Genomic DNA, 26,855 nt, shown 5'->3' on the forward strand with positions numbered 1-26,855 from the left:
ATCCGGGTCCCAGGCCTGGAGCAGGTCGAACAGACGCGGGTCGCCGTCGACCTTCAGGGAGTCCACCGCCGATGGTCGATGAGCTTCGATCTGGGCGGTCAGGTCATCCGGCGTCAGGTCATCGGCGGTCAGGTCATCGGCTGGTCAGGCCGTCGAGCTCGGTCCACGGAAGACGTTTCTCGGCACGCCCCCCACTGATGCGTGGCGCGCCTGGTCGGCGATGTCGTTCAGTTCGCAGGCGACCCGTTCGCGTTCGGCCTCGCCGAGACTCTCCAGCAGCATCTCGAATCGGGCCGTCCAGGACGCCTCCTGCCGGGCCCGTATCAGTGCCGCCTCCCCCGGGGCGAGCGAGGCGAGATCTGTCGCGGTCAGATCCAGCCGCATCAATTCCGTCCGCTCATGTCCGGGATCGTCGTGGCCGAGCACATGCGCCACCCGCTGCCGCACGCTTACCCACATGTCCGTGTCCGCGGCCTGCACCACCGCGGTTCCGCCGGCCGCGGCCACCGCTGACAGCCATTCGACCAGCATTTTCGGCCTCCTTACGCGTTTTCATCACACTTTATATCTGGCTGTGGTGGGGTCGCCGGATGTTTCGAAAGGGAAATCGGCCCGGGAAACGAGGCAGCCTGAAGGGATTTTCTCCCCATAATGCCGCGGATCGCCGGCAGCGGGGGCTCGGCTCTTCCCGCACGCGGAGACACGCAGAGACACGCAGAGAATGACGCAGCGAGCGGACACGATGCGGAGACGGTGTGGAGACGGTGCGGAAACGGTCACGTCGTAGATGGACCAGCCGCGAAATCAGGCGTAGAAGGGTCGGACGCCGCGCAGGTCAGTTCGTCAGCGTGGCCGCCAGCAGCTCGCGCAACGTGGTCGGCTGACGACCGAGCAGCTCCCCGAGTGCGGGGCCGACCTCGGCGAACTCCCCCTTACGGCTCGCCTCGAACATGCCCAGCAAGAACCGGGCCTGCTGCTCGGGCGTGCCGTGCGACACCATGCCGGCGACCCACTCCTCGTCCGGGACGGTGACGCGGGTGATCTCGCGTCCCGTCAGGTCGGCGGCGATCGCGGCGGCGTCCGCGAGGTCGAGCGACTCGGGACCGGTCAGCGGCGGGGTGATCCCGTCGAGCCGGCCCTCCTCCGTCAGCGCGACGGCGGCCACCTCGGCGAGGTCGGCGTGGGCCGTCCAGGAGACCGGGCCGTCCTCGGGCGCGACGAGCGTGCCGCTCTGCAGCGCCTGACGCACGAAATGGACCGCGGTGGTCGCGTAGAAGCCGTTGCGCAGCGCGGTGAACGCGACCCCGGATGCGGCCAGGTCCTGCTCCGTCTCGGCATGGGACGGCATCGGGACGAAGGGGGATGCCGGGTTCGCCCCCATGTGGCTGGTGTAGAGGACCCGCTTGGCCCCCGCGGCGGTGGCGGCCTCGATCGCCGTACGGTGCGGGCGGGCGTCCGCCGGGCCCGAGACGATCAACACCTGCGACGCGCCCTCGAACGCGTGCGCCAGGCTCGCGGGATCGTCGAACTCGCCCTGACGGACCCGTACGCCGAGGTCCACGAGGTCCTGGGCCTTGAGAGGGTCGCGGACGCTGACGCCGATCCGGTCGGCGGGCAGACGGGTGAGCAGGCGCTCGACGACGCCTCGGCCGAGCTGACCGGTCGCTCCGGTGATGATGATCACGATTCACTCCTTGCTATCGCTGATATCGACTGAACGCTAACACTGGAAAATCGGCGATAGCAACACGCTGATATCGTTGGAAGCATGAGCGATCCGGAAAACGAGGCGGCGAGCGGCCGGGACAGGACGCGGGCGCACATCGTGTCGGTCGCGGCCGGGCTGCTCGCGAGCGGCGGGCGCGACGCCCTCTCGACCAGAGCGGTGGCCGCCGCGGCGGGAACACAGGCGCCGACGATCTACCGGTTGTTCGGCGACAAGGAGGGCCTGCTCGACGCGGTCGCCGAGTATGGCTTCAGCTCATATCTGCAGGACAAGAAGGCGAGCCCGCCGGCCGACGAGCCGGTCGAGGCGCTGCGGGCCGGATGGGAGCTGCACGTCGGCTTCGGGCTGGCGAACCCCGCCCTGTTCTCGCTCATGTACGGCGCTCCCACGCCGGGACGGCAGTCGCCCGCCGCCGTCGCCGCTTTCCGCATGCTGGGGGAGCGCATCCGCGCCATCGCCGCCGCGGGCCGGTTGAAGGTGGGCGAGCGCCTGGCGGCGGACCTCGTGCACGCCGCGGGCTGCGGCACGGTCTTCACGCTGCTCGCCCTGCCCGAGGAACGGCGTGACCCGCGCCTTTCCGAGGTGGCCCGCGACGCGGCGATAGCCGCCATCACCACCGACGCTCCTGTGGTCGAAACCCCCGGACCCGCCGCGGCGGCGATGGCGCTGCGCGCCGCGCTCCCAGACGCCACCGCTCTCACCGATGGAGAACGGCACGTGCTCGGCGAATGGCTCGACCGCCTCGCCGCGGACGGATCCGGCTGAGGTCCCGGCACCCCGCTGAGAAGAACGGGCTGAGAAGAACAGGCTGAGAAGAAGGCCGAAATGAGCGGCCCGGGACCAGCGGGCCGATATGAAGCGGGCCGGGATCAGCGCGCCACGCGGGCCTCGGCGTGTTCGAGCAGGAGTTCCCGGCGCAGCCGGGCCAGGTGCGTCCCGCTGTCGGTGGCCGACGAGCTGTAGCGGTCGATATCGTGGATGGCGCGCCAGCCCGCAAGCCGATCCCTGACGACTCGCAGGACTCCGATGACCGGCGCCGAGCCCCCACCACCCGAGCCCGCGCCACCCGAGCCCGCGCCACCCGAGCCTGCGCCACCCGAGGCGGGCCGCAGGATGGCCGGCCCGGACGTGAGGATGGCGTCCACCTGGGCGTAGCCGTCCTCGACCTGGCGGGTCACCTCGTCGATCGCCTCCTGCCTGGTGCAGCCTGTCTCGTGGCGGAGCACCCTGACGAGGTTGTAGGGACTGCCGGTGGCTTCGTCCTGGTCCACGGTCCGCAGGTCGTTCTCCGCGAGCACGGTGGCCGAGCCGAGGTCCAGCAACCGCCGCAGAAGCGGATGGTCGCGTACGGACGGCTCGAACTCCCGGCCACAGGTGATCTCGAAGGCGTCCAGGAAGACGGGCACCCCTGCGCTCCCCAGGCGCAGCGGGAACTGGTCGCGCAGGCTGGGGACGTAGCCGCTGAGCCGGTGGCATGCCTCGCGCTCGGCCGCGTCCAGCCAGTCGAGCAGATGGCCGACGGCCCGCGTCCGCCATGACGGCGGCTGGATCAGGCGGATCCGCTCCCACGCCTGGGCCAGGGCCGTGGCGACCGCGCCACCGGTCGGCGGGGTGTCGTCCAGCCCGCCGATGAGGAGGGCGAGCCGGTGACGCAGCCGGGCGGCCTCCGCGTGGTCGGCGAGACCCGGCTCGTCGAAGAGGTCGTCGAGCACGACGCACACCAGCATCCACCGGGCCAGGGTTTCGAGCTGCTCGGCGTCGGCGCCCGGCCACATCAGCGCGGTGGCCGCGGCCATGCCGCTCCAGCGCGGGTGACGGCTCTCCTCCCGCGTGGCGGCCAGCCCGGAGTCCAGCAACCAGGCGTCCAACCGCTCCTGCACCACCCGGACCAGGACGTCGCCCTGAACGGAAGCGGGGGAAGGGGCCGAAGCGGGGGCGGGAGAGGGCACGGGCACGGTGACGGCAGCCGGGCCGGCCTGTCTCACGGAGCCCATGACCGACCGCACGTAGTCGGCCAGCGCCTCTCGCGACTCCGGATCGCCGACGTCCCCGAGGCGCCGAAGGGCCGCCTCCGCCTGCTCGACAGCGACCTTCCGGGCGTCCTCCACGGCTCCGCAGGACAGGACCAGTTGCCGTGCGCGCTCGGCCTCGGCCGTCGGCAGGCCGCGACGCAGCAGCCGGGCGAGCGCGGGGTCGCGGGCCAGGGCCTTGATCACCGGGAGTGTGTAGACGCCGTCGACGAGGTCGGAGTTGGTGGGTTTCCCCAGCTCTCCGGGAGTGGCGGTCAGGTCCAAGATGTCGTCGCGCACCTGGTAAGCCACGCCGAGATGCCAGCCGAACCGCGCCATGGCCTCCTCCGCCTCCGGGTCCCGCCCGGCCTGCATGGCGCCCAGCCGGCAGGCGAGGGACAGCAACTCGGCCGTTTTGGCGCCGGTCACCTCCAGATAGGCCTCCTCGGTGCGGGAGAGCAGGAAGCGGTCGGCGGTCTCGGCGATCATCCCCGAACAGATGCGTTGGACGGCCTCGGCGGACACCAGCGCCTCGCGCTCGCCCAGCTCGGCGACGATCCGGCTGCCGCTGATGAACAGGAGGTCACCGGCCAGGACCGCCAGGCGTGCGCCCCACACGCTGTTGACGCTCGGCCTGCCCCTGCGCTGCCGCGCGTCGTCGATGACGTCGTCGTGCTGCAGCGACGCCATGTGCAGCAGCTCGACGGCCGCCGCGGCCTTGACGGCGCGGACGCCGGCGGCCCGCTCCGGGCCGGCGAGCACGTAGTACGACAGCAGTGCCAGGGTGGGCCGGATCAGGTGGCGGTGACCGGCCGGCTGCCTGGTCAGCGCCGTCAGATCGGCGCGGCTCGGCACGTCCGCCAGGCCGACGATCTCGCGCACCCGTTCCAGGTCGGACTCCAGGGCGGGAAAGACACGGGAAACGATCTCAGTTGTCATGGATGCTCCTGACGGGGGATTCAGGCGGAAAGCGTGGCCGGCCCGCCCACCGGCCGGTGTACGCGCGTGCGGCCGGCGAAAGCGGAGACACCGAAGAGCGCCGTGCCCACGGCCCAGCACACGGCGGGGGCGACGGCGCTCCAGGGCACCGTGTCCAGGGCCACCGCCGCGACCGCCCCCTGCATCGGCCCGTAATCGGGCAGGTAACGCACCAGAGCGCCGGCAGCGGCCGGAGTGGCGAGGGGGCTCTGCAGGGCCAGATCGACCGAGCAGATCACGGTGACGAGGACCAGACCGGCCAGGTCGCTGGTCAGCACGGCGGCCAGCACGATGCCGATCCCGCCGTAGATCAGCGCCCCGCCGAAGAGGGCGGCGGCGAGCAGCAGGGGCTGCGCCGGCCGATGGGTCAGGCAGATCAGACCGGTCGCGTACGCCGCGACGCAGAGCGCGACCACCACCAGGGCAGTGAGCTTCGCCGCGATCAGGCACAGCCGGGGAAAGCCCGACCGCACCAGCCGGCGATCGAAGGACGCCGAGTTCAACGTGGTCACGAACATCATGAACCCGGTGATCAACGCGAGGATCTGCAGCGCCCCGGCGAGCTGGTTGAGCACGTTGGCCGGCAGGGCGACGACCCGCGCCGCGGCGCGTACGTGGAACGGGAGCGCGACCTCCAGGGACAGGGCGTAGATGAGGATCGCCCACACCGGGATGAAGACCACAATGATCACGAGAGCCAGCCGGTTGCGCAGATGCTCCACGAACGTCATGCGCACGGCGGTGGCGTAGCAGGCCCAGTGACCTCTCACGCGGCACCGGTCCTGTCCGCGACCCGCAGCACGCCGCCCTCCAGCCGATGGAGCGTGTCGAGGCGCGCGGCGTCGTACGCGAGGTGGGAGACGACCAGCACCGAGCGGCCACGCGCGCGCAGTTCCTCGGCCAGGTCCCAGAACCGGACGTACGTCTCCCAGTCGAAGCCCTGGTAGGGCTCGTCGAGCAGGAGCACGTCCGGATCGTGCATCAGGGCCAGGACGAGGTTGAGCTTCTGCCGCGTGCCGCCGCTCAGCGTGGCGGGGCGGGCCCGGCGGGAGCCGGAGAACCGCAGCGCGTCGAGCAGTTCCTCGGCCCGGCGCAGACTCTCCAGGCCGTAGGCGACCTGGAAGAACCGCAGGTGCTGCTCGACCGTGAACGCCTCGTGCAGCACCGTCTCCTGCGGGCAGTGACCCATGTGCCCGCGGTGGCGCACCGACCCGCCGTCCGGCCGCAGGTCGCCCGCGAGGACGCGCAGCAGCGTGGTCTTGCCCGCGCCGTTCTCCCCGACGATCCCCACCACCTGGCCGGGCGGCAGATCGAGATTCACCGCACGCAGGACCGGGCCACCCCGGTAGCCCTTCCGTACGTCCCGCACCCGCAGCACGGGCTCATCCGACGGCATGCGCCACCTCCTCCGACCCGGTCCCGCCTGACTGCGCTACCTGTGTGCTACCTGTGTGCTACTTGGGTGCGTCGACGGCGATGAACGCGACGGTGCCGCTGCCCTGGACGCTGCTCACGCCCTTGGTGGAGCACTGGCCGATGTCCGAGGTGGGAGCGGCCTTCCCGGCGATCCGCTTGCCCTTCAGCTTCCCTTGGGTGACCTCGCCGACCAGCATCATGTCGCCCGGGTTGTACGAGGCGATCCCGTCCATGTTGGGCCGGATCGTGGAGGTGCCCAGTTTCTGGCCCTGGGCGTCCTTCCAGGTGACGGTGCCCGTGCCGGTGACGTTCTGGAGGCCGGTGCAGGACGCCTGCGCGCTGCCCTGGAGGGTGACCGTCCCCGAGCGGAGGTTGGGGAAGCTCTTGTCGGGAGAGACGCAGCCGGTGAGCGTCAGGACGCCCTTGGCGGTCACCGCGCGGGCCTCCTTGCCCACCGCGGGGTCGGCGGTGATCGGCTGGGCGCCGCTCGTGCTCATCGCGCACGTCAGCACGGTGTGGCCGCCCTGCTGCTTCGGCGAGGGGTCGGCGACCGGCCTGGTGCGCGCGCCGGCGCTGCCCGACGCGCCCTCGGCGACCGACGGGACGACCGTCAGGGCCAGGGCCACCACACCCGCCGCGGCGGCGGTGAGACCGCTGGCCAGGTACGCGCGAGATCGAGATACGTTCATGGACTTCCCCCCGAATGATTGCTGTCGGCAATCTACTTATCACAATCGGTAACGAGAGGGCCGGTGAGTCGAGACGGATCACCCGCCGTACCCCTGGTCGATCCGGTACGTGTGTTAGCGTTGGTACATGTCTATGAAGAGGACGAACGTCTACGCCGATCCTGAGGACCTTGCCCTCATCAAGGAGGCGGCGAAGCGCAGGGGCATTCCGGAGGCGGAGATCATCCGTGAGGGAATCCACTTGGCTGCAATGGCGAACCGTGTGTGGGACGAGCCGTTGGACTGGCCGACCTTCGGAGGCGGCGGCGAGCCGGTCACCAACGAAGAGATCACGTCGGTGGTGGCCAAGGGAGCTGCCAACAGGTGATCGTCATCGCGGACACCTCCGGCATCATCGCCGCCTCTGACAGGAATGCGGCCGAGAGTACCGAGTGTCAGAGCATTCTCCGTGAGGCCGGGACCGTAGTCATCTCTCCGTTGGTTTTGGCGGAAGTCGATCACCTGGCCAAGGTCCGTTTCGGCTCTGCCGCTCGGGTGCAGATCATCGCCTTCATCCTCTCCAATGCGCGGCGTCTGCGCTTTCAGGTCCCGGAAGTCTCGACCGAAGTCCTGGAGGCGGCATGTGCGGTGCGGCACCGCTACGCATCAATGGACCTGGACCTCGCCGACGCGGTCAATGTCGTGCTGGCCGCGGAGTTCCGGACGGACGCCATGCTCACGCTGGACCGGCGTGATTTCCGGGCGGTGCGCCCTCTGACACCGCACAAGGCATTCCGGCTGTTGCCGGACGACATGTAGCCGAGCCTCGGACTTCCCGCGAAGGGGCCCGTGGGTCGTCGGTTACATTTCCTGGGGCTCCCGATCAGGGCGCCGTCTGGGAGGCGGAAGCCGAAGCCGGCCTCCGCGTTCGCGGTCACGGCGATGAAAGTGTGGCGACCCGGCGGTTCGGCCGTCAGATCATGACCGTCATCGCGCTGTCGACGACGTGGAAACCGAGCCTCTCGTACACGTGGCGGGCGGGGTTGCCTTCGGTGACCACCAGGCCCATGCCGTCCAGCCCGGCCGCGCCGGCCCGGGCCAGGGTGACCGACAGCATGAGCGCGCCGAGACCTCGCGGCGACCGGTCCGGATGCCGGAACACGTCCGCGATCCACGGTCCCCGGTTCGAGCCGGTGACGAGAACTCCCCCCACGATCTCGCCCGTCCCAGGAGAGCCGTCCCGCACGGCGAGGACGCTGCAGGAAAGCAGGGAGCCGATCTCCTCGCCGCCGAGGAGCGGAACGAGCTCCTCCTGCAACGCCTGCTCAGGGTCGCGGGGGCGGTGGTCGGGATGGCCGGGCGGGTAGGCCGCGAACCACGCGGGGAAGATCTCGGCGGGCGGCCGATCACAGGGGACTATCAGAAAGCCGTCCGGAGCGGTGTCGGTGACCGGCCGGGCGAGCGGCAGATCGCACCGCATCACGTGCATGTGCCGCAGCAGCCGCGCGCCTCGGTCGAGCAGGGCCCGACCGAGATCGACCGGCGCGGAGACCGCCCAGCCGGGCATGCGCGACGTGATCGCGTCGGCGGCTCCCCGGCCGACGTCCTCGATCGCGTACGCCCAGGGGTGGCCGTCGCGGACGCCTTCCAGATAACTGAACACCGGGACGCCGCCGGCGCCGGGCATTCTCCGCCGCTCCTCGGTCATATCGCGAGGTTCGCGCACCACGGCCCGATCGGCAACCGGTCGAGGTCACGCGTCCCCGTCGTCCCCGTCCTCGTCGTCCCCGTCCTCCCAGCGCAGCAGGTCTCCCGGCTGGCACTCCAGCGCCTCGCAGAGCGCGGCGAGTGTCGAGAAGCGCACCGCCTTGGCGCGGCCGTTCTTGAGCACCGCCAGATTGGCGGGTGTGATCCCGACGCGGTCCGCGAGCTCGCCCACGGACATCTTCCGCTTGGCCAGCAGCACGTCGATCTCGACGACGATCGGCATCAGATCACCTCGTCCAGCTCGGCCTGCATCCGCGCCGCCTCGATGTCGCGCCTGACGGCCTGGGCGAGCAGCATCCGCAGCACGAGCACGATGAGCGCGACCCCCAGCACCGCCACGCCGGCCCCGCCCACCAGGAGGACCACGCCCGGGGGGACGGCTTCGCCCGGAGCCAGGACGACCCCGAGCGCGAAGATCAGGAGAGCGGCCGCCACGAAAGCGCCGATCACGACGTTCACCCATCGGAAGGCGTCGTGGGAGAAGACCGTTCCTCGCCGCACCATCGTCACCAGACGCCACACGCTGACCAGGACGACCTCGACCGTCACGACGCCCAGGAACGTGATCGCCAGAAAGGGCGAGCGCAGGTAGGCGTAGTCCGGGTCGAGTCTTTCCAGGTCGGAGGCGAGGAGCGGCACCATCACGGCCTGCACGAACACCGAGCCGGCGAGCAGTGCCACGAGCACGGCACGCAGCGCGAGCACTGTCAGCTGTCTCATCGTCTCTCCTTCAATCGAAGCACGATAGAAATCTATCGATAATCGATAGGAAGAAGCAAGGCGTGCTCCCGGGTCGATGCTCGGGACCGCTCCCTAGACACCCTGGGGCAGGCGGAACAGGCGGCCGGGGTCGTACGCCGCCTTGACCCGGGCCAGCCGGGCGGCGTTGGCGCCGTAGTACTGCTGCCGCCAGTTCTTGAGCTCCGGATCGATGTAGTTCACGTACGCGTGGTCGCCGAAATACGGCCGCATGGCGGCGTGGGCGGCCCGGGCCCAGGCGGCCGCGCCGGAGAAGTGGGAGTAGTACTGCACGCTGAACAACGCCTTGCGGTGGGGGAAGGCGGTGGCGTCGGGCCGGACCCGGGCGACGGCGCCGCCGAGCGCGTCGAGCATCACCGTGTGCCGGCCCGGCGCGGCGACCCGGGCCAGCAGCGCCTTGATCCCGGCCGACGACAGCGGCGTGTACGCGAAGTGCGACTTGGCCGAGAACGAGTCGCGGACCAGCTTGCCCCTCGCGTTCTGCCCGGGAAGCGTGCCCGGACGGTGGCACTGGGCCACCGACATCGACGCGCAGCCCGCCTCCACCATCATCGCGTGGTCGTAGGCGGACGTCGCGACGTAGCGGGTCGACGGGCCCGATCCGACGCGGTCGACGAGCTTCTGCAGCAGGTTCTCGCACGCCGTCCTGCCACCGAGGTAGAGGCCGCCGACCATCACGTCGAGCGACGGGTCGTGGTCGAGATGGCAGTTGGACCACATCGCGTCGGGCGCGGCGGGCGCCCAGGCCTGCCACGCCTTCAGCACGGCCGCGGCCTTCGACCAAGGCCAGTGCAGGAAGAACAGGGTCACGGAACGCGTCGGATGGGTCCGGAACGTGAATGACGTCGCCACGCCGAAGTTGCCGCCGCCGCCTCCCCGGGAGGCCCAGTAGAGGTCCGGGTGCGAGCTCGGCGAGCAGGTCACCACCTTCCCGTCCGCGGTGACGACCTTCAAAGACTCCAGCGCGTCGCAGGTCAGGCCGTACTGCCGCGACACCACGCCGATGCCGCCGCCCAGCGTGAGCCCGGCCACCCCGACCGTCGGGCAGGACCCCGCCGGGATGCTGACGCCGTGCGCGGCCAGCTTGGCGTACACGTCGACCAGCCGCGCCCCGGCGCCGACCGTGGCGTGGCCGCCCGAGGAGGACACGCCGCTCATCGGCGACACGTCGACGACGAGCCCGCTGCCCGTGGACCAGCCCGCGTAGCTGTGGCCGCCCGACCGGGAGGTCACCGGCACGCCGTACCGCCGGGCGAACGCCAGGCACTCCGACACGTCCGCCGCCGTCGTGCAGTAGGCCACCCCGACCGGCCGTGCGGAGTCGAAGGCCGAGTTGAACACGCGGCGCGCGTTGTCGTACGACGAGTCGCCAGGGCGGATCAGCTTGCCGTCCAGCCCCCGCCCGAGCGCGGACCAGTCGGCGGGACGGGGACCCGCGGCGGCGAAGGCCGTGCCGGAAAGGGCGGTGGCCCCGGCAAGGGCCGAGACGCGAAGGAAACTCCGTCTGTCGATCATGGTCGTACTCCCGAGGTGGTGATCTACCTCGTTGAGACGCTCATGGAATCGATCCGGTTGGTTACAAGGTCGTCACGTCGCCCCGGTGCGGAAGGGCCGCGCCGGAGACCCGGTGCCGCCCGGCGTGCCCGACGTCGTCACGGACGGCTCCGTCTCCTCCTCGGAGCGTTTCCATCCGTGACCGCCCGGCGCCGGCGGCCCGCGGACGATCTCGAAGCCGGCGGTCTCGGGGCGGACGGTCTCGGGGTGGGCGGCCCCGCCAGGGTGAACGTGCCCTCCCTGCGGACCGTGTGCCAGCGCAGCCGGGCCCCCAGAACCGCGGTGGCCACCGACTGGATGACGACCAGGTACATCAGCTGCCGGTAGGCGAACTGCTGCAACGGCAGCACCCACAGCACCGAGGCCCGTTCGCCGTCCAGGCGCAGCGCGTACCAGCCGGTGAGCGCCTGCACCGCGACGAAGCCGGCCCACACCGCGACCACAGGCAGCGGGTCGCCGACGAACAGCCCGTAGAGGGCCATGACGTCGACGACGGGGGCCAGCAACGGCAGGATCACCTGGAACAGGGTGAGATATCCGAGGCATCGCCGGCCGAATGGACGGCGCTCCGCGACCGCCCCGCGATGCTTCCAGATCGCCTGCAGCGTGCCGTAGCACCACCGGTACCGCTGCCGCCACAGCTGGCCGAGCGAGGCGGGCGCCTCGGTCCACGCGCGCGCCCGCTCCTCGTAGACCACCCGCCAGCCCCCGCGGCTGATCGCCATGGTCAGGTCGGTGTCCTCGGCGAGCGTGTCCGCGCTGACCCCGCCGGCCGACGCGATCGCCTCGCGGCGGAACGCGCCGATCGCCCCCGGCACCGTCGCCATGCAACCGAGCAGGTCGAACGCGCGGCGGTCCAGGTTGAACCCGACGACGTACTCGATGTGCTGCCAGCGGCCGATCATGCCGCGCCGGTTGCCGACCTTGGTGTTGCCGCTGACCGCGCCGACGGTTCCGTCCGCGAGCGGCCGTACGAGGTGTCCGATGGTCGGGGGCTCGAAGACGGTGTCGCCGTCGACCATGACCAGGATGCCGTGGGCGGAGTGGGCGATGCCGGTGGTGAGCGCGACGGGCTTCCCGGCGTTCGGCTGCCGGATCACCCGGACCCCGGGCAGGCCGAGCGAGGCGGCGATCGCTCCCGTCTGGTCGGCCGAGCCGTCGTCCACGACGACGACCTCGACCGGGCCGGGGTAGTCGGTCGCGACGAGCGACCGGACCGTCGCCTCGATCCCCGCCGCCTCGTTGTACGCGGGCACGATCACCGAGACCGGCGGCGCGGCCGTCCCGTGGGGGACGACGGCGTTCGCGGATCTCCCGCGCGTCCTGCGGGCGTGCGCCCACGCCAGCGCGACGAAGAGCGCCAGCCGGAGCAGGGTGAGCACGCCGGCCGCGGCGAGGAACCAGCCGAGCGCCTCGACGAAGGCGAAGGAGGCGCGCTGGGCGAACCCCAGGATCGCGCCGAGGACGCGCTCGTCGGCGGAGGCGGCGGTGTGCGCCGTGGGGAGCCCGACGGCGTCCGTGAGGGTGGTGGCGGCGTATCCCTTCTTCTCCAGCCGGGTGAGCAGCCGGTCGACGGCGGCCAGCGTCCGGGCGCGGTCGCCGCCCGAGTCGTGGAACATGATCACTGCGCCCTCGCCCTCGACCGTGCGCGCGAGGGACGCGAGGACCATCTCGTTCACGGGCGGGCGGCTCCAGTCCTGGGTGTCCACGTCGGTGAACGTCACGAGGTATCCCTCGTCGCCGAGCAGCCGCATGGTGGTGAGCTGCCGGTATCCGGCCGCTCCGGGGCCCGAGGAGTACGGAATGCGGGCGAGGCGGGTGTGGATCCCCGCCGCCGCGGCCAGCGCCTTCTGCGTCAGGGACATCTCCACGCGGGCCCGCCAGGCCGGCACCGCGCCCAGGTCGGCGTGGGTGTAGGTGTGGTTGCCGATCTCGTGCCCCTCGGCGACCATGCGGCGGGTGAGCTCGGGGTGCTCGGCGACGTGGGCTCCCAGGACGAAGAAGGTCGCCTTCGCGCGGTGCTCGCGGAGCAGGTCGAGCAGCCGGGGGGTCCACCTCGGATCGGGTCCGTCGTCGAAGGTGAGCGCCACCCGGCGGGGCCTGGGCCGTGCGCTGAGCGGCCGGGACCCCGAGACGTTGACCAGAGGGCCGCCGGAGCGGATCTGTTCCAGCTCGGCGGAGTCGCCGTAGTCGGCCGGGGCCGGCTGGGTCTCGCCGACGACGTTGTGCGCGTACGCGTCGAGCAGCAGCGCCCCGGCCATGAGCAGCGCCGCGATCGCGACGAGGAACCAGTGGCCGCGCGGCTCTGCCGGTCTGCGCTCGGCCGGTCTGCGCTCGGCCGGTCTGCGCTCCGCCGTTCTGCGCTCTGCCGATCTGCGCTGTCGTCTCATCGACGCGTCACTGGGCGGTCCCGGGCTGCTGCGGAGGCGTCTGGACGGTGCCGGGCTCCGACGCCGGGGGCCGCGTCGCCTCCTCGGCGGGCGCCGTGGACTGCACGACCTCGGAAACCTGCGGCGCGGGCGTCGGCTCGCCGGGCGCGGAGATCTCCACATCCGGCTCCGGGATCGCGGAAGGCGTCCTGCTCGGCCTCGGGCTCTTCCGGGCGGAGGGGGAGGGCGCCCTGCTCGGCAGCCTGCGCGCGGAGGGAGTCCGCCGCGCCGGGGGCGCCGTCGCGCGCGGCGTGCCGTTCGCCGCCGCCTCGTCCCGGGGGGCACGCCTGCGCTCGGACCCGCGGGACGGAGTGGTGGAGCCCGCGGGGGAGCGTTCCACGACCGGCTGCACCTGCGTGCCGGGCCATCTCATCGGGGGCAGCTCCGGGCCCGCCAGCGCTCCGCTCACCAGCGTGAGGGTCAGCGCGAGGACGACGATCGCCCCGCCGACCGCGGCGGCTGTCAAGATCTTTGCCCGGCGCCCGCTCTGGTCCACGAAGACGGCCGCGCGCTCCGGACGTCGATCTTCCACGACGCATGATCGTACGTGAATCGAAAGCAGCTTCGAGAAGTCCGGGTCATTTTGTGATCAGGCATTCGCGATTTCCCGATGTCCGGTGCGAGGGCCTCCCGGCGGCGGGTGGTCGTCCTGGTGGCTGATGCGCATGAGACCCCTCGGAGGAGGCCTGGCTGGTTAAATGTGACAAGGTCAACCCCCTGATCGCGAGCGCGCGACGAAGTTGACGTTTGTGCCGTTATGGGGTGGTATCGGGGGCGGTGGTGCCGGGCTTTCGGTCAATGGGGACCGGGAGGGCCGCGCCCATCGTGGAGGAGTGGCGCATGCCTGCGACGCCGTACGGCCGAGCCGGGTCCGGGGACAGGCTGCCCCCCTCGCGCAGCTTCGGCGAGGAGGGCGGGCGTCTGTCCTACGGCGGCTACCTTCGCCTGCCCGAGCTGCTCGCCCAGCAGGAGCGGCGGTCCGGGGCCGGCGACGAGTTGCTGTTCATCACCGTTCACCAGGTCTACGAGCTGTGGTTCAAGCTGCTCCTGCACGAGCTGGAGCGGATCAGGGACGCGATGATCGAGGGCGCGCTGTGGCGCGCCAGGCAACTGTTCCGCCGGGTGCACGCCGCGGAGAAGGTCCTGGTCGACCAGGTCCAGGTGCTGGAGACCATGACGCCGCAGGACTTCCTGGAGTTCCGGTCGGTCCTCGCCCCCGCGAGCGGTTTCCAGTCGGTGCAGTTCCGCGAGCTCGAGTTCCTCTCGGGCGCCAAGGACCCGGCGTACCTCGGCCGGCTGAGGGACGCGAGCGAGGCGGAACTCGCCAGGCTGCGGCGGCGGCTCGCCGAGCCGACGCTGTGGGACGCCTACCTGACCGCCCTGTCCGGGCGCGGTCTGCCGGTCTCCGACGAGGAGATCATGGAGTCCCTGCTGGCCGTGGCCCGCCAACGCGGATCGTACGACGATCTGTGGGACCTGGCCGAGGATCTCCTCACTCATGACGAGACGACCGCGCTCTGGCGGATGCGGCACGTGCAAATGGTGGAGCGCCAGATCGGGACGAAATCCGGTACGGGAGGCTCGTCCGGGGCACCGTACTTGAGGGGAAGGACGCGTTTGCACTTCTTTCCCCTGCTTTGGGAACTCCGGGCCTGGCTTTGAATTCTCACAAGGGAGTGAGTAGCGACATGCCGCTCGAAATGGCGCTGAATCGGCAGGAGTCGGAAGAAGTGCTGGACGAACTTCTCCGCACCGCCGCCGAGAGGTGCGCGCACGCGCCGGGAGCGCTGCAGGTGGAGGGTGAAGACCCCCTGACCTTTCTGCGGCAGTACTACCGCAGCGTCCCGGTCGAGGACCTGGCCGACCGCGACCCGGTCAACGTGTACGGCCCCGCGATGGCCCACCGCCACCTGGCCCAGCACCGGCCACAGGGGCGCGCGCTGGTCCGCGTCTACACCCCCACGCTTGAGGAGCACGGCTGGGACCCGGGCCGCTCGGTGGTCCAGATCGTCACCGACGACATGCCGTTCCTCGTCGACTCGGTGACGACCGAGCTGGACCGGCACGAGATCGGCACCCACCTGATCGTCCACCCTCAGATCCGGGTGCGCAGGGACATGACCGGTGAGCTGCTCGGCCCCGACAGGGAGAACGTGACCGGGCAGGTCATCCGCGAGTCGTGGATGCACATCGAGATCGACCGGCAGGCCGATCACACCGTGCTCAAGGAGCTGGAGAGCGACCTGCAGCGGGTGCTGCTCGACGTGCGCTGCGCGGTCGAGGACTTCGCGAAGATGCGGGCGCTGGCCGTGCAGACCGCCGAGGACCTCGCGGCCAACCCGCCGCCGCTCGACCCCGCGCAGGCCGAGGACGGCATGGAGCTGCTGCGCTGGCTGGCCGACGGCCATTTCACGTTCCTCGGCTACCGGGAATACCGGCTTGAGGACACCGACGGCGGCGTCGCGCTGCGCGGCCTGCCCGGCACCGGGCTCGGCATCCTGCGGGCCGACAAGGCCGGATCGGCCAGCTTCGCGGCCCTGCCGCCGAAGGTGCGCGCGAAGGCGCGGGAGAAACAGCTGCTGATCGTCACCAAGGCCAACAGCCGGGCCACCGTCTACAAGCCCCACTACCTCGACTACGTCGGGGTCAAGGTCTTCTCGCCCGAGGGCGAGGTGATCGGCGAGCGGCGGTTCCTCGGACTGTTCACCCACGTGGCGTACAACGAGTCGATCTCGCGGATCCCGGTCCTGCGGCGCAAGCTCGCCGAGGTGCTGGAGCGTGCCGGGCTGTCGCCCGACAGCCACGACGGCAAGGATCTGATGGAGATCCTGGAGACCTACCCGCGCACCGAGCTCTTCCAGATGTCCGTGGACGAGCTGCTGCCCATCGCGCTCGGCGTGCTGCGGCTGCGCGAGCGCAAGCAGGTCAAGCTGTTCCTGCGCCGCGACGACTACGGCCGCTACATCTCCTGCCTCATCTTCCTGCCCCGCGACCGCTACACCACCAAGGTCCGCCTGCACATGCAGCGGATCCTGATGAAGGCGCTCGGCGGCACCTCGCTCGACTACAGCACGATGATCGGCGAGTCGGCGCTGGCCCGGCTGTACATCGTGATCCGCGGCGAGCGCGGCACGCCGCTCGGCGAGACGCCGGTCGACGTCGACGAGCTGGAGGCGCGGCTGGCCGCCACCACCCGCACCTGGGAGGACGACCTCGGGGCCGCGATCGGTGAGCTGTGCCCGGAGGAGGACGCGCCCCGGCTGCTGCGCCGCTACGGCAGCGCCTTCCCCGAGGGCTACAAGGCCGACTTCCCCGCGCGTACGGCGGTCGCCGACCTCAAGCGGCTGGAGACGCTCGGCGAGGACCCGAACGCCATCGGCATGAACCTCTACGAGCCGTACGGCGCGGCGGAGGGGGAGCGGCGCTTCAAGCTCTACCGGCTGGGCGCGCCGATCTCGCTGTCGCGGGTGCTCCCGCTGCTGCAGCGGATGGGCGTCGAGGTGGTGGACGAGCGGCCGTACGAGATCGACCGCGACCACGACCCCGACACCCGGGACGCCTGGATCTACGACTTCGGCCTGCGGTACACGCCCTCGGAGGAGGTCCACCGCGACGAGTTCAAGCGGCTCTTCCAGGACGCGTTCGCCGTGCTGTGGCGCGGCGAGGTGGAAAACGACGGCTTCAACGCGCTCGTGCTGGCCGGCGGGCTCACCTGGGAGCAGGCCGAGATCCTCCGGGCGTACGCCAAGTATCTGCGGCAGGCCGGGACCACGTTCAGCCAGTCGTACATCGAGAGGGTGCTGCGCGGCAACGTGCGGCTGGCCCGGCTCCTGGTGCGGCTGTTCGAGGCCAGGCTCGACCCGCGGCGGCCGGACGACGGCAGGCCGGAGGTCTGCGACGCGCTGACCGAGGAGATCCTCGCCTCGCTGGACGAGGTCGCCTCGCTCGACGAGGACCGCATCCTGCGGGCCTACCTGGAGATGATCCAGGCGACGCTGCGCACCAACGTCTTCCAGGCCGCGCCCTCCGGAAAGGACGCGGACGGGCGCGACGCCGGGGACGCGGGCAGCCAGTTCGTCACCGGCAGGCGCAAGCCGTACATCTCCCTGAAGGTCGACTCGCAGTCGATCAGCGTGCTGCCGCTGCCCCGGCCGAAGTACGAGATCTTCGTGTACTCGCCGCGGGTCGAGGGCGTGCACCTGCGCTTCGGCAAGGTCGCCCGCGGCGGCTTGCGCTGGTCGGACCGCATGGAGGACTTCCGCACGGAGATCCTCGGCCTGGTCAAGGCACAGATGGTCAAGAACACCGTCATCGTGCCGACCGGCTCCAAAGGCGGCTTCGTCGTCAAGCGGCCCCCCGCGCTCAAGAACGGCGGGGCAGGGCGCGACGAGCTCCTGGCCGAGGGCGTGGCCTGCTACCGCCAGTTCATCTCCGGCCTGCTCGACCTGACCGACAACCTGGTCGCGGGGGAGGTCGTGCCGCCGCCCGACGTGGTGCGGCACGACGGCGACGACACCTACCTCGTGGTGGCCGCCGACAAGGGCACGGCGACGTTCTCCGACATCGCCAACGAGGTGGCCAAGCAGTACGGCTACTGGCTCGGCGACGCCTTCGCCTCCGGCGGGTCCGTGGGCTACGACCACAAGGCGATGGGCATCACCGCCAGGGGCGCCTGGGAGTCGGTCAAGTACCACTTCCGCACGCTCGGCGTGGACGTGCAGAGCACCGACTTCACCGTGGTCGGCGTCGGCGACATGTCGGGGGACGTGTTCGGCAACGGCATGCTCCTGTCGGAGCACATCCGGCTCGTGGCGGCCTTCGACCACCGGCACGTGTTCGTCGACCCCGACCCGGACGCCGCGCGGAGCTTCGCCGAGCGGCGGCGGCTGTTCGAGCTGCCCAGAAGCTCCTGGGACGACTACGACAGGTCGCTCATCTCGGCGGGCGGCGGCGTGTGGCCGCGCACCGCGAAGTCGATCCCGGTCTCGCCGCAGACGCGCGCCGCGCTCGGCCTGCCGCGGGGCGTCACCGCGCTCGCGCCGAACGACCTGATCAGCGCGATCCTGCGGGCCCCCGTCGACCTGCTGTGGAACGGCGGCATCGGCACGTACGTCAAGGCGTCGTCGGAGACCCACGCCGACGCGGGGGACAAGGCCAACGACGCGCTGCGGATCAACGCCGCCGACCTGCGCTGCAGGGTGGTGGGCGAGGGCGGCAACCTCGGCTTCACCCAACGCGCCCGGATCGAGTTCGCGCTGAACGGCGGGCTGATCAACACCGACTTCATCGACAACTCGGCCGGTGTGGACACCTCCGACCACGAGGTGAACATCAAGATCCTGCTCGACCAGGTCGTCCGTGACGGCGACATGACCGACAAGCAGCGCAACCAGCTCTTCCTCGACATGACCGACGAGGTGGGCAGTCTGGTGCTGGAGGACAACTACGCCCAGAACGTCGTGCTCGCGGCGGCCCGGGCGCAGGCGCCGGAGATGCTGCACATCCACGCCCGCTACCTGCGGAGACTGGAGCGCGAGGGGCTGGTCAACCGGGAGCTGGAGTTCCTGCCGTCGGACAAGGTGCTCGCCGAGCGGCGCCAGGCCGGGCTCGGGCTCACCAACCCCGAGTTCGCCGTGCTGCTCGCCTACACCAAGCTCGTGGTGGACGCGGAGCTGCTGCAGTCGGACATCCCCGACGACCCGTCGCTGGCGTCGTGGCTGGTGTCGTACTTCCCCTCGGCCCTGCGCGACCGCTTCCGGCCGTACATGGACTCCCACCCGCTGCGCCGGGAGATCATCACCACCCGGATCGTCAACGACGTGGTGAACTTCGGCGGGACGAGCTTCGCCTACCGGTTCGGTGAGGAGACCGGCGCCTCGACGGCCGACATCGTGCGGGCCTACCTCGTGACGCGTGAGGTCTTCGACCTGCCGTCGTTCATGCGCCAGGTCGAGGAGCTGGACAACGAGGTGGACACCTCGACCCAGCTCGCCATGCTCATGGAGGGCCGCAAGCTGTCCGAGCGCGGCACCCGCTGGCTGCTCGGCAACCGCCGCCCACCGCTCGACCTCGCCTCGACGGCCCGCTACTTCATCGAGGGCGCCGGGGGAGTGCTGCCCCACCTGCCCAAGCTGCTGACCGGCCCCGACCTGGTGGCGTACGAGGAGCGCAGGGACTCCTTCGTGGCCAGGGGCGTGCCCGGCGAGCTGGCCGAGCGGGTCGCCGCGATGGTGCCGGCCTACTCCACCTTCGACCTCGTGGAGATCGCGGCCTACACCGGCCGGCCGGTGACCGAGGTGGCCGAGGTCTACTTCGACCTGGCCGACCGGCTCCAGCTCGCCCGGCTGCGCGAGCGGGTGATCGCGCTGCCGCGCGACAGCCGGTGGAACTCGATGGCCAGGTCGGCGCTGCGCGACGATCTGTACGCGGCCCACGCGACGCTCACCAGGGACGTGCTGATCCACAGCCGGCCGGGCCTGTCGCCGGAGGAGCGCCTCGCGAGCTGGACGGAGGCCAACCAGGCCGCGGTGACGCGGTCGCGGCAGACGCTGTCGGAGATTTGGGAGAGCGACACCTTCGACCTGGCGACGCTGTCGGTCGCGCTGCGCGCGGTGCGGACGCTGGTCTCCACCAGCAACCTCCCGCACGCGCAGGCGTGATGACGCTCGGCGATCAGCGGTTGGAGCCGCCGGTGACGACGCCCTCGTAGCCGACGACGTGCGCGGGCGCGGTGGACGCCTTGGGCGGCACCGCGCTCACATACTGCTGGGTCTCGATGATCTGGCGCTTCTGCCGGATGAACAGGTCCTTGGTGGGGCTCAGCAGCCAGCGGGCCGCCGCGGGGAGCGTCACCGGGCGCCCCTCGCCGCACTTGAGCCCCTGCGGGCTGGGGGTCCACGAGGACGTGCGGATCAGCGTGTACAGCATCATCGCGCCGCCGTCACGCGCGCGCAGCGCGAAGATCGGATAGTTGGGGGCCGAGGCGAAGATCGACTCGTAGTTCATGCAGTCGTCGGCCTTCGCCGTCTCCTTGGTCTCGCTGATCTCGTCGTAGAAGCCCGTCGTCTGCGGGCCGGGGGCGATCAGCCCCGAGGCGTACCCCTTGGGGCCCTCCTCGGCGACCGTGGCGTGCAGCGGGCCCATCAGGTTGGGGCTGATGGCCACCGAGGCGTCGCGCGACTCCAGCGCCGTGGCGTACCCGTCCGCGTCGAGGGCGACCGCGGGAGGTTGCTCGCCGGAGTAGAGCAGGGACGCGAAGCTGTTGAGCCACCGCCCGTCCCGGCCCTGCCGTACGAACGTGAACACGCCCGTGCGGATCTCGCCGGACGAGTCGCGCCGCCGGGCGGTGGCCGCGAACCAGACGGTCGAGCGGCCGCTCTGCCGGGGCACGAGCACCGTACGGCGATCCCAGGTGTAGCGGGCGGGCTTGCTCCCCTGGGAGTGGATGCCGGCAATCGTGATGGGCCGCTGGCCGTCCTGGGTGAGCAGGAGCTCCCACCGGTCGGCCCCGGCCAGCCGCAGCACGTCGTCGGTGTCGAGGAACGCGTCGAGCGCCTGGGAGGCCTCCTCAAGCGTCACAGCCGGGGGGCTGGGCGACGGCGACGGGCTGTCGCCGGGACTCGGCAGGGCCGAGGTGGCCGCCGCCGGGCTGGCCGTCGGCCGGGCCGGCTCCCCGCCGGAGCAGGCGGCGGCACAGGTGACGAGGGCAAGGGTCAGCGCACTCCGAACGACCCCGTTCACGCCAGCCTCCCCATGCAATCGATTCACATGCTACCGACGCGTGCTGCCTGACCGGGTCTCCGATTCGCGTACCCTTTACAGACGTGGCAGTCATCGATCCAGCCGAAGAGATCAACGAGCTTAGCGGCACGCTGCAGGGCATTCAGGACGTGCTCGACCTCGACGCCCTGCGCAAGCAGATCGCCGAGTTGGAGGACCAGGCTGCCGCTCCCGACCTGTGGAACGACACCGAGCAGGCGCAGCGTGTCACCAGCCGGCTCTCCCACCTGCAGGCCGAGGTCAACCGGGTGGACGGCCTGGGCCGCCGCCTGGAGGACCTGCCGATCCTGTTCGAGCTGGCGGCCGAGGAGGGCGACGAGGACGCGCTGGCCGAGGCCGAAAGGGAGCTCGCCGCGCTCAGGTCCGAGGTCGGCGCGCTCGAGGTCCGCACGCTGCTGTCGGGCGAGTACGACGCCCGCGAGGCCCTGGTGACCATCAACGCGCAGGCGGGCGGCGTCGACGCGGCCGACTGGGCCCAGATGCTGCTGCGCATGTTCCTGCGGTGGGCCGAGCGCAAGGGCTACCCGGCGGAGGTCTACGAGACCTCCTACGCCGAGGAGGCCGGCATCAAGTCCGCCACCTTCGCGGTCAAGGCCCCCTACGCGTACGGCACGCTCCGGGGCGAGCACGGCACCCACCGGCTGGTGCGGATCAGCCCGTTCGACAACCAGGGCCGCCGGCAGACCTCGTTCGCGGGCGTGGACGTGGTGCCCGTGGTCGAGCAGACCGACCACATCGACATCAACGAGGACGACCTGCGCATCGACGTCTACCGGTCGTCCGGGCCGGGCGGCCAGGGCGTGAACACCACCGACTCGGCCGTGCGGATCACCCACCTGCCGACCGGGATCGTGGTCTCCTGCCAGAACGAGCGATCGCAGCTGCAGAACCGGGCGACGGCGATGGCCGTCCTGTCCGCCAAGCTGCTGGAGCGCAAGCGTCAGGAGGAGGCCGCGGCGATGAACGAGCTGCGCGGCGAGACCACGACGTCGTGGGGCACGCAGATCCGCAACTACGTGCTGCACCCCTACCAGATCGTCAAGGACCTGCGCACGGGTGTGGAGGCGGGCAACCCCACCGCCGTGCTGGACGGCGACCTCGACGAGTTCATCGAAGGTGAGATCCGCTGGTCGCGCCGCCAGGAGTCGGGTGACAACAATCAGTAACCGCTGACGTGCGTGAGCGCGACCAGCGCCACGACCAGTAGCACGACAAGCGCGATGGTCAGGGGCGACAGCCCCATGAACCCGTGGTGGTGAACCTTGGCGCGGCCCTCACGGCAGACGGGGCAGCGCCCTTCCACCACGGGGCCCGCGCACGCGGCGCAGATCAGATGTTCGCAGCTCATAGCAGCTTTACCGCCCCATCGCCCAAGGGCTAATCGTTTTGTTTCCGTTATGGACGTTCCATGCCAGTGTTACCCCTAGACTGGCCTCTGGCCAAACGGAACGTCGATCCAGAGCAAAGTGACCGGCGACCCCCGGACCGGCCGTCCCACCCCCTAGACTGGCTAGCCGTGATGCGCCCGTGATCCATTTCGATAATGTCACCAAGGTCTACGCGAACCAAAACCGGCCCGCCCTCGACCACGTGAGCGTGGATGTCGACAAGGGCGAATTCGTCTTCCTGGTCGGTCCGTCAGGGTCGGGGAAGTCCACCTTCCTCCGGCTGGTCCTGAAGGAGGAGCGACCCAACAACGGCTCCATCCACGTGGCCGGCAAGGACCTGTCGAAGCTGTCCAACTTCAAGGTGCCGCACCTGCGCCGCCGCATCGGCTGCGTGTTCCAGGACTTCCGGCTGCTGCCGAACAAGAACGTCTACGAGAACGTGGCGTTCGCCCTGGAGGTCATCGGCAAGCCGCGCCGCTTCATCCGCAAGGTCGTGCCCGAGGTCATCGAGCTCGTCGGCCTGGAGGGCAAGGCGCACCGCATGCCGGAGGAGCTGTCCGGTGGCGAGCAGCAGCGGGTCGCCATGGCCCGCGCGTTCGTCAACCGGCCGATGATCCTGCTCGCCGACGAGCCCACAGGAAACATCGACCCCGCCACGAGCATCGGCATCATGAAGGTGCTCGACCGAATCAACAGGACCGGCACGACCGTCCTCATGGCGACACACGACGCCGCGATCGTCGACTCCATGCGCAAGCGCGTGGTCGAGCTCGAGGACGGCAAGATCGTCCGTGACCAGTCGCGCGGCGTGTACGGCCAGGCGTATTAGGAGTAACTGGGACCATGCGGGCCAACTTCATCTTCTCCGAGGTCTGGATCGGCCTTCGGCGCAACCTCACGATGACCATCGCGGTGATCGTGACAGTGGCGGTCGGCATGGCGCTGCTCGGCGTCGGACTGATGATCAATTCCCAGGTCTCGAAGCTGACCGGCTTCTGGAGCGACAAGGTCGAGCTGTCGGTCTACCTGTGCACCAAGGGCTCGCCCTTCGAGCCCTGTAAGAACAGAGGCGCGGTCACCCAGGAGGAGAAGGGCACCCTGGAACAGACGATCAAGGCGCTCCCGGACGTCGAGCAGGTGAATTTCGAGAACCAGGCCCAGGCGTTCAAGAACTTCCAGAGCACCGAGAGCAACACGCTGCTGCTGTCGGTGACCAAGCCCGAGGACATGCCGGAGTCGTTCCGGGTCAAGCTGAAGGACCCGGAGAAGGCGACGGCCGTCGCGAGCAGCCTCAAGGGGCAGCCCGGCGTCTCCAACGTCGTCAATGAGCGCGACCTGCTCCAGTCGGTCTTCGGCTTCATGGACACGCTGCGCAACGTGGCGCTCGGCATCGCGATCCTCATGGTGATCGCGGCCACACTGCTGATCGGCAACACGGTCCGGCTGTCGGCGTACAACCGCCGAAGAGAGACCGGCATCATGCGGCTGGTCGGTGCCTCCAACATCTACATCCAGCTGCCGTTCGTGCTGGAGGGCCTGATCGCCGGCCTCATCGGCGGCGTCCTGTCCGGTGTGATCCTGATCGTCGTCAAGGTCTTCATCTTCGAGTCGATCCAGACCTACATGGCCGCGCCCCTCGGTTGGGACACGGTCGCCGGCGTGATCACCGGCACCATGGCCGTCGGCGTGCTCATCTGTGTGCTCGCCTCATTCGTCACCCTGCGCCGCTACCTGCGGGTGTGATCCCGCACCGCCGCGCAGCTCGTTTCCGCCCTTCGCGGCGACGGTAGGCTCCCCTTATGCCACGTGAGACCGGGCGCAAGCTGATCGCCCAGAACAAGCGTGCCAGGCACGACTTCTTCATCGAGGACACCTACGAGGCCGGGCTCGTCCTGACCGGCACCGAGGTCAAGTCCCTGCGGGCGGGAAAGGCCAACCTGACCGACGGCTACGCCTCGGTCGAGGGCGGCGAGGTCTGGCTGATCAACGTGTACATCCCTGAGTACAGCCAGGGCACCTGGACCAACCACGCCGCCCGGCGCACCCGCAAGCTGCTGCTGAACCGCAAGGAGATCGGCAAGCTCGACGCGACGCTGAAGGAGAAGGGCCTCACGCTGATCCCGCTGTCGATGTACTTCAAGGACGGCCGGGCGAAGATCGAAATCGGCATCGCCCGAGGAAAGAAGGACTACGACAAGCGGCAGACGCTCATGGAGAAGCAGGCCGGCCGGGAGATGGCGCGGGCCATGTCGAACGCGGTCCGCCGCCGGGGGGGCCGTTAGGCCGTGGCGGTGTCCTTCCGATCATTCGGGGTCGTCCGGGCGAGAGCCGTACGGGCCGCGCTCGCGCTGGGGCTGACCGCGCCCCTGCTGACCGGCTGCTTCGAGGAGCCGTCGCCGCACGAGGCGGTGCGCGACTTCCTCGTCGGCTGGCAGACGGGGGACTACGCGGCCGCCGCGCGGCGGGCCGACGGCGACCAGGCGGCGGTGCGCAAGGCGCTCGAGGGCGCCCGGCTGCAACTGGACGCCGCCTCGATCCGCTTCTCGCTGCGCGGCATCAGGCAGGACGGCGACGCCGCGCAGGCCGGCTACCACGCCGAGGTGGACCTCGGCGAGAACAACCCCCTCTGGCAGTACGACGGGAACCTGCCCCTGCACCTGGTCGGCGGCCAGTGGAAGGTGCGGTGGTCGCCGAGCGTCATCCACCCCGACCTGCACCCCGGGCAGCGGCTCGCGGTCGCCACCGTCCCCAAGGGCCGCAGGCCGGTCCTCGACCGGAACGGCAACCCCTTGCAGGACGAGACCGTCCTGCACGTGGCCGGGGTCTACCCCGCCAAGGTCAAGGACCCCGGCCGGCTCTGCGACCAGCTGTCGAAGGTCACCGGTTTCGCCCAGGACCGTCTGCTGAGCCGCATCCTGTCGTCGCCCCCGCAGGACTTCGTCCCCCTCGCGACGTTCGGGCGGACGAAGTTCGCCCAGATCAGGTCCAAGCTGGAGGCCATCCAAGGTCTGGAGTTCCAGGTCGACAACCCGCCGGTCGCCCCCAAGTCGCCCACCCAGATCGTCGGGGTGGTCACGGCCATCACCCCGGAGGCGGAGCAGAAGCTCGGCGGGCCGCAGCGGGCCGGCGACACGCTCGGCCGGGACGGCCTGCAGAAGGCCTACCAGGACCAGCTCACCGGCTCGACCGAGACCCGGGTCGTCATCCTCGACAACGCCACCGGGCGACAGGTCAAGGAGCTCAAGGCGTGGCCGGGGCGGGAGAACTCGTCGGTCCAGACCACGATTGACAGCCGCCTGCAGAGCGTGGGGGACGCCGCGGTGGCGGGGCCCCGCCCGGCCGCGCTCGTCGCGGTGCAGGCGTCCACCGGCCAGTTGCTCGCCGTCTCCACCAACCAGCTGCATCAGGAGAACGACGCGCTGGCCGGTAAGTTCGCGGCCGGCACCGCCTTCTCGGTCGTCGCGGCCGAAGGGCTGCTCCAGTCGGGCCTCGACCCGAAGCAGAAGGTGCCGTGCAGCGCCGACCGCACCGTGGGCGGAGCCCGATTCCAGCAGCCCGGCGTCAACGGCGTGACGACGCCCACGTTCCAGACCGACTTCGCGCAGGGCTGCGTGACCGCCCTGGCGTCGCTGGCGCGGCGGATCAGCGGGCAGCGGCTGTCGGCCAGCGCGACCCAGTTCGGCATCGGCGGCGACTGGAAGCTGCCGCTGAGGACGTTCAGCGGGTCGATGGACGCGCCTGACGGCGACGCCGCCATCGCGAAGATCATGGCTGGGCAGGGCGCCCGAGTGAGCCCGCTGACGATGGCCCTCGTCGCCGCGGCCGTCAAGTCCGGCACGTGGCGGCCGCCGGTGCTGGTGACCTCGCCCGTCGCTCCCGACCCGGCGGCCGGGGACGCCGTCACGCGGGCCCCCACGCAGCCCGTGACGCTCGATCCCGCGATCATCGCGAAGCTGCGCACGCTCATGCGGGCCGGTGTCACGTCCGGCGCGGCCTCCGCCGCCTCCGCCCCCGGCGACCCCGTGTACGGCGTGGCCGCCGAGGTCACGCAGACGGAGAAGAAGGAGCGCACCAGGCTCTCGTGGTTCGTGGGCTGGCAGGGGGACATCGCGGTCGCGGTGCTGGCGGAGAGCGGCGACACGGCGGCCGCCTCCGTGATCGCCGGCAGCTTCTTCCGCGACGCCCAGCCCCAGACCTGAAAAATGCTCGGAGCCGAGCAACCATCAGGGCGGCGGCCGGCGTCTTTCTAGGTGACTGGGACCCGCTCGGGGGGTTGCGGGCCCAGTCACCGTGATGAGGACAGGGCTCCATCTCGGGGGGAGCCCTGCCCGTCCGGACCGGCTCGACCCTGCCGGTCGGCCCCCGGGGGCGCGCGCCAGAGG

24 protein-coding genes are annotated in these 26,855 nt (G+C 70.6%); 10 read left to right on the top strand and 14 right to left on the bottom strand.

Annotation, left to right across the window (positions count from 1 at the left end; all coding sequences use genetic code 11):
- Positions 1 to 144 precede the first annotated feature (144 nt).
- Together ACGFIB_RS16710 and ACGFIB_RS16715 are read right to left on the bottom strand one after the other, a co-directional pair.
- The gene (locus ACGFIB_RS16710) at positions 145 to 531 is read right to left on the bottom strand and encodes a hypothetical protein (protein WP_393372522.1); all 387 of its coding nucleotides are present in this window, start codon (positions 529 to 531) and stop codon (positions 145 to 147) included.
- A gap of 304 nt (positions 532 to 835) precedes the next feature.
- Entirely contained in the window at positions 836 to 1,684 is an 849-nt protein-coding gene (locus tag ACGFIB_RS16715) for an NAD(P)H-binding protein (protein ID WP_393372525.1), read from the bottom strand.
- An 84-nt stretch (positions 1,685 to 1,768) separates the two neighbouring features.
- On the opposite strand from ACGFIB_RS16715, the gene ACGFIB_RS16720 reads away from it, so the two are divergent.
- Entirely contained in the window at positions 1,769 to 2,491 is a 723-nt protein-coding gene (locus tag ACGFIB_RS16720) for a TetR/AcrR family transcriptional regulator (protein WP_393372528.1), read from the top strand.
- A 104-nt stretch (positions 2,492 to 2,595) separates the two neighbouring features.
- Here the strand turns inward: ACGFIB_RS16720 and ACGFIB_RS16725 are convergent, their stop codons facing one another.
- Genes ACGFIB_RS16725 through ACGFIB_RS16740 form a run of 4 tightly spaced genes read right to left on the bottom strand, consistent with a single transcriptional unit; the run spans position 2,596 to position 6,818 of the window.
- A complete protein-coding gene (locus ACGFIB_RS16725) occupies positions 2,596 to 4,674 on the bottom strand; it encodes a polyprenyl synthetase family protein (protein ID WP_393372531.1) in 2,079 nt (692 codons plus the stop codon).
- Positions 4,675 to 4,694: 20 nt separating this feature from the next.
- The gene (locus ACGFIB_RS16730) at positions 4,695 to 5,483 is read right to left on the bottom strand and encodes an ABC transporter permease (RefSeq protein WP_393372534.1); all 789 of its coding nucleotides are present in this window, start codon (positions 5,481 to 5,483) and stop codon (positions 4,695 to 4,697) included.
- Positions 5,480 to 6,109 (bottom strand): ABC transporter ATP-binding protein, encoded by a 630-nt coding sequence (locus tag ACGFIB_RS16735; protein WP_393372537.1) that lies wholly within the window; start codon positions 6,107 to 6,109, stop codon positions 5,480 to 5,482. The genes ACGFIB_RS16730 and ACGFIB_RS16735 overlap by 4 nt, the downstream gene beginning before the upstream one ends.
- Positions 6,110 to 6,167: 58 nt before the next feature.
- The gene (locus ACGFIB_RS16740) at positions 6,168 to 6,818 is read right to left on the bottom strand and encodes a hypothetical protein (RefSeq protein WP_393372540.1); all 651 of its coding nucleotides are present in this window, start codon (positions 6,816 to 6,818) and stop codon (positions 6,168 to 6,170) included.
- Positions 6,819 to 6,945: 127 nt separating this feature from the next.
- Here ACGFIB_RS16740 and ACGFIB_RS16745 point away from each other — a divergent pair, with 127 nt between their 5' ends.
- Both ACGFIB_RS16745 and ACGFIB_RS16750 read left to right on the top strand, forming a co-directional pair.
- Positions 6,946 to 7,185, top strand: a complete 240-nt coding sequence (locus ACGFIB_RS16745; protein ID WP_191054720.1) for a ribbon-helix-helix domain-containing protein — start codon at positions 6,946 to 6,948, stop codon at positions 7,183 to 7,185.
- On the top strand, positions 7,182 to 7,616 hold the full coding sequence (locus tag ACGFIB_RS16750) for a PIN domain-containing protein (protein WP_142569657.1): 435 nt from the start codon (positions 7,182 to 7,184) through the stop codon (positions 7,614 to 7,616). Before ACGFIB_RS16745 ends, ACGFIB_RS16750 begins: the two co-directional genes overlap by 4 nt.
- 154 nt (positions 7,617 to 7,770) lie before the next feature.
- Here ACGFIB_RS16750 and ACGFIB_RS16755 read toward each other — a convergent pair whose 3' ends face one another.
- From ACGFIB_RS16755 to ACGFIB_RS16780, 6 genes are all read right to left on the bottom strand, one after another.
- Positions 7,771 to 8,505, bottom strand: a complete 735-nt coding sequence (locus tag ACGFIB_RS16755) for a GNAT family N-acetyltransferase (protein ID WP_393372542.1) — start codon at positions 8,503 to 8,505, stop codon at positions 7,771 to 7,773.
- Between the two features lie 45 nt (positions 8,506 to 8,550).
- Entirely contained in the window at positions 8,551 to 8,787 is a 237-nt protein-coding gene (locus tag ACGFIB_RS16760) for a helix-turn-helix domain-containing protein (protein ID WP_393372544.1), read from the bottom strand.
- Entirely contained in the window at positions 8,787 to 9,284 is a 498-nt protein-coding gene (locus ACGFIB_RS16765; RefSeq protein WP_142569663.1) for a DUF2975 domain-containing protein, read from the bottom strand. Before ACGFIB_RS16765 ends, ACGFIB_RS16760 begins: the two co-directional genes overlap by 1 nt.
- 93 nt (positions 9,285 to 9,377) lie before the next feature.
- A complete protein-coding gene (locus ACGFIB_RS16770; protein ID WP_393372547.1) occupies positions 9,378 to 10,838 on the bottom strand; it encodes an FAD-binding oxidoreductase in 1,461 nt (486 codons plus the stop codon).
- A gap of 137 nt (positions 10,839 to 10,975) precedes the next feature.
- The gene (locus ACGFIB_RS16775; RefSeq protein ID WP_393372550.1) at positions 10,976 to 13,267 is read right to left on the bottom strand and encodes a bifunctional polysaccharide deacetylase/glycosyltransferase family 2 protein; all 2,292 of its coding nucleotides are present in this window, start codon (positions 13,265 to 13,267) and stop codon (positions 10,976 to 10,978) included.
- Positions 13,268 to 13,274: 7 nt separating this feature from the next.
- Positions 13,275 to 13,838, bottom strand: coding sequence for a hypothetical protein (locus ACGFIB_RS16780; protein ID WP_393372552.1), 564 nt, complete (start codon positions 13,836 to 13,838; stop codon positions 13,275 to 13,277).
- Between the two features lie 308 nt (positions 13,839 to 14,146).
- On the opposite strand from ACGFIB_RS16780, the gene ACGFIB_RS16785 reads away from it, so the two are divergent.
- Positions 14,147 to 14,968: a tryptophan 2,3-dioxygenase gene (locus tag ACGFIB_RS16785; RefSeq protein ID WP_142569671.1), complete on the top strand. Its 822-nt coding sequence runs from the start codon at positions 14,147 to 14,149 to the stop codon at positions 14,966 to 14,968.
- 26 nt (positions 14,969 to 14,994) lie between these two features.
- The gene (locus ACGFIB_RS16790) at positions 14,995 to 19,965 is read left to right on the top strand and encodes an NAD-glutamate dehydrogenase (protein ID WP_142569673.1); all 4,971 of its coding nucleotides are present in this window, start codon (positions 14,995 to 14,997) and stop codon (positions 19,963 to 19,965) included.
- Between the two features lie 13 nt (positions 19,966 to 19,978).
- Here ACGFIB_RS16790 and ACGFIB_RS16795 read toward each other — a convergent pair whose 3' ends face one another.
- Positions 19,979 to 21,046, bottom strand: a complete 1,068-nt coding sequence (locus ACGFIB_RS16795; protein ID WP_393372556.1) for a hypothetical protein — start codon at positions 21,044 to 21,046, stop codon at positions 19,979 to 19,981.
- 83 nt (positions 21,047 to 21,129) lie between these two features.
- Between ACGFIB_RS16795 and prfB the strand changes: the two genes are divergently transcribed.
- Positions 21,130 to 22,251, top strand: a complete 1,122-nt coding sequence (gene prfB, locus ACGFIB_RS16800; RefSeq protein WP_357259624.1) for a peptide chain release factor 2 — start codon at positions 21,130 to 21,132, stop codon at positions 22,249 to 22,251.
- Here the strand turns inward: prfB and ACGFIB_RS16805 are convergent.
- Complete coding sequence (locus tag ACGFIB_RS16805; protein WP_142569678.1) at positions 22,245 to 22,433, bottom strand: hypothetical protein; 189 nt, start codon at positions 22,431 to 22,433, stop codon at positions 22,245 to 22,247. The two genes, prfB and ACGFIB_RS16805, sit on opposite strands and share 7 nt — an antisense overlap.
- Positions 22,434 to 22,612: 179 nt before the next feature.
- Here ACGFIB_RS16805 and ftsE point away from each other — a divergent pair, with 179 nt between their 5' ends.
- Genes ftsE through ACGFIB_RS16825 form a run of 4 tightly spaced genes read left to right on the top strand, consistent with a single transcriptional unit; the run spans position 22,613 to position 26,672 of the window.
- Positions 22,613 to 23,302, top strand: a complete 690-nt coding sequence (gene ftsE / locus ACGFIB_RS16810; protein ID WP_142569680.1) for a cell division ATP-binding protein FtsE — start codon at positions 22,613 to 22,615, stop codon at positions 23,300 to 23,302.
- A gap of 14 nt (positions 23,303 to 23,316) precedes the next feature.
- A complete protein-coding gene (gene ftsX / locus ACGFIB_RS16815; protein ID WP_191054708.1) occupies positions 23,317 to 24,216 on the top strand; it encodes a permease-like cell division protein FtsX in 900 nt (299 codons plus the stop codon).
- Positions 24,217 to 24,272: 56 nt separating this feature from the next.
- Entirely contained in the window at positions 24,273 to 24,755 is a 483-nt protein-coding gene (gene smpB, locus ACGFIB_RS16820; protein WP_139573262.1) for an SsrA-binding protein SmpB, read from the top strand.
- Positions 24,756 to 24,764: 9 nt separating this feature from the next.
- Positions 24,765 to 26,672 (top strand): penicillin-binding transpeptidase domain-containing protein, encoded by a 1,908-nt coding sequence (locus ACGFIB_RS16825; RefSeq protein WP_393372558.1) that lies wholly within the window; start codon positions 24,765 to 24,767, stop codon positions 26,670 to 26,672.
- Positions 26,673 to 26,855: the final 183 nt, after the last annotated feature.

The sequence above is a fragment of the Microbispora bryophytorum genome (genome assembly GCF_043197435.1).
In the GTDB taxonomy this organism is placed as follows: Bacteria; Actinomycetota; Actinomycetes; order Streptosporangiales; family Streptosporangiaceae; genus Microbispora; species Microbispora bryophytorum.

Coding starts and splice junctions, on each gene's coding strand:
- ACGFIB_RS16710 (WP_393372522.1), bottom strand. CDS start 531: ATGCTGGTCGAATGGCTGTCAGCGGTGGCCGCGGCCGGCGGAACCGCG.
- ACGFIB_RS16720 (WP_393372528.1), top strand. CDS start 1,769: ATGAGCGATCCGGAAAACGAGGCGGCGAGCGGCCGGGACAGGACGCGG.
- ACGFIB_RS16725 (WP_393372531.1), bottom strand. CDS start 4,674: ATGACAACTGAGATCGTTTCCCGTGTCTTTCCCGCCCTGGAGTCCGAC.
- ACGFIB_RS16735 (WP_393372537.1), bottom strand. CDS start 6,109: ATGCCGTCGGATGAGCCCGTGCTGCGGGTGCGGGACGTACGGAAGGGC.
- ACGFIB_RS16740 (WP_393372540.1), bottom strand. CDS start 6,818: ATGAACGTATCTCGATCTCGCGCGTACCTGGCCAGCGGTCTCACCGCC.
- ACGFIB_RS16745 (WP_191054720.1), top strand. CDS start 6,946: ATGTCTATGAAGAGGACGAACGTCTACGCCGATCCTGAGGACCTTGCC.
- ACGFIB_RS16755 (WP_393372542.1), bottom strand. CDS start 8,505: ATGACCGAGGAGCGGCGGAGAATGCCCGGCGCCGGCGGCGTCCCGGTG.
- ACGFIB_RS16760 (WP_393372544.1), bottom strand. CDS start 8,787: ATGCCGATCGTCGTCGAGATCGACGTGCTGCTGGCCAAGCGGAAGATG.
- ACGFIB_RS16765 (WP_142569663.1), bottom strand. CDS start 9,284: ATGAGACAGCTGACAGTGCTCGCGCTGCGTGCCGTGCTCGTGGCACTG.
- ACGFIB_RS16770 (WP_393372547.1), bottom strand. CDS start 10,838: ATGATCGACAGACGGAGTTTCCTTCGCGTCTCGGCCCTTGCCGGGGCC.
- ACGFIB_RS16775 (WP_393372550.1), bottom strand. CDS start 13,267: ATGAGACGACAGCGCAGATCGGCAGAGCGCAGAACGGCGGAGCGCAGA.
- ACGFIB_RS16785 (WP_142569671.1), top strand. CDS start 14,147: ATGCCTGCGACGCCGTACGGCCGAGCCGGGTCCGGGGACAGGCTGCCC.
- ACGFIB_RS16790 (WP_142569673.1), top strand. CDS start 14,995: ATGCCGCTCGAAATGGCGCTGAATCGGCAGGAGTCGGAAGAAGTGCTG.
- ACGFIB_RS16805 (WP_142569678.1), bottom strand. CDS start 22,433: ATGAGCTGCGAACATCTGATCTGCGCCGCGTGCGCGGGCCCCGTGGTG.
- ftsX (WP_191054708.1), top strand. CDS start 23,317: ATGCGGGCCAACTTCATCTTCTCCGAGGTCTGGATCGGCCTTCGGCGC.
- smpB (WP_139573262.1), top strand. CDS start 24,273: ATGCCACGTGAGACCGGGCGCAAGCTGATCGCCCAGAACAAGCGTGCC.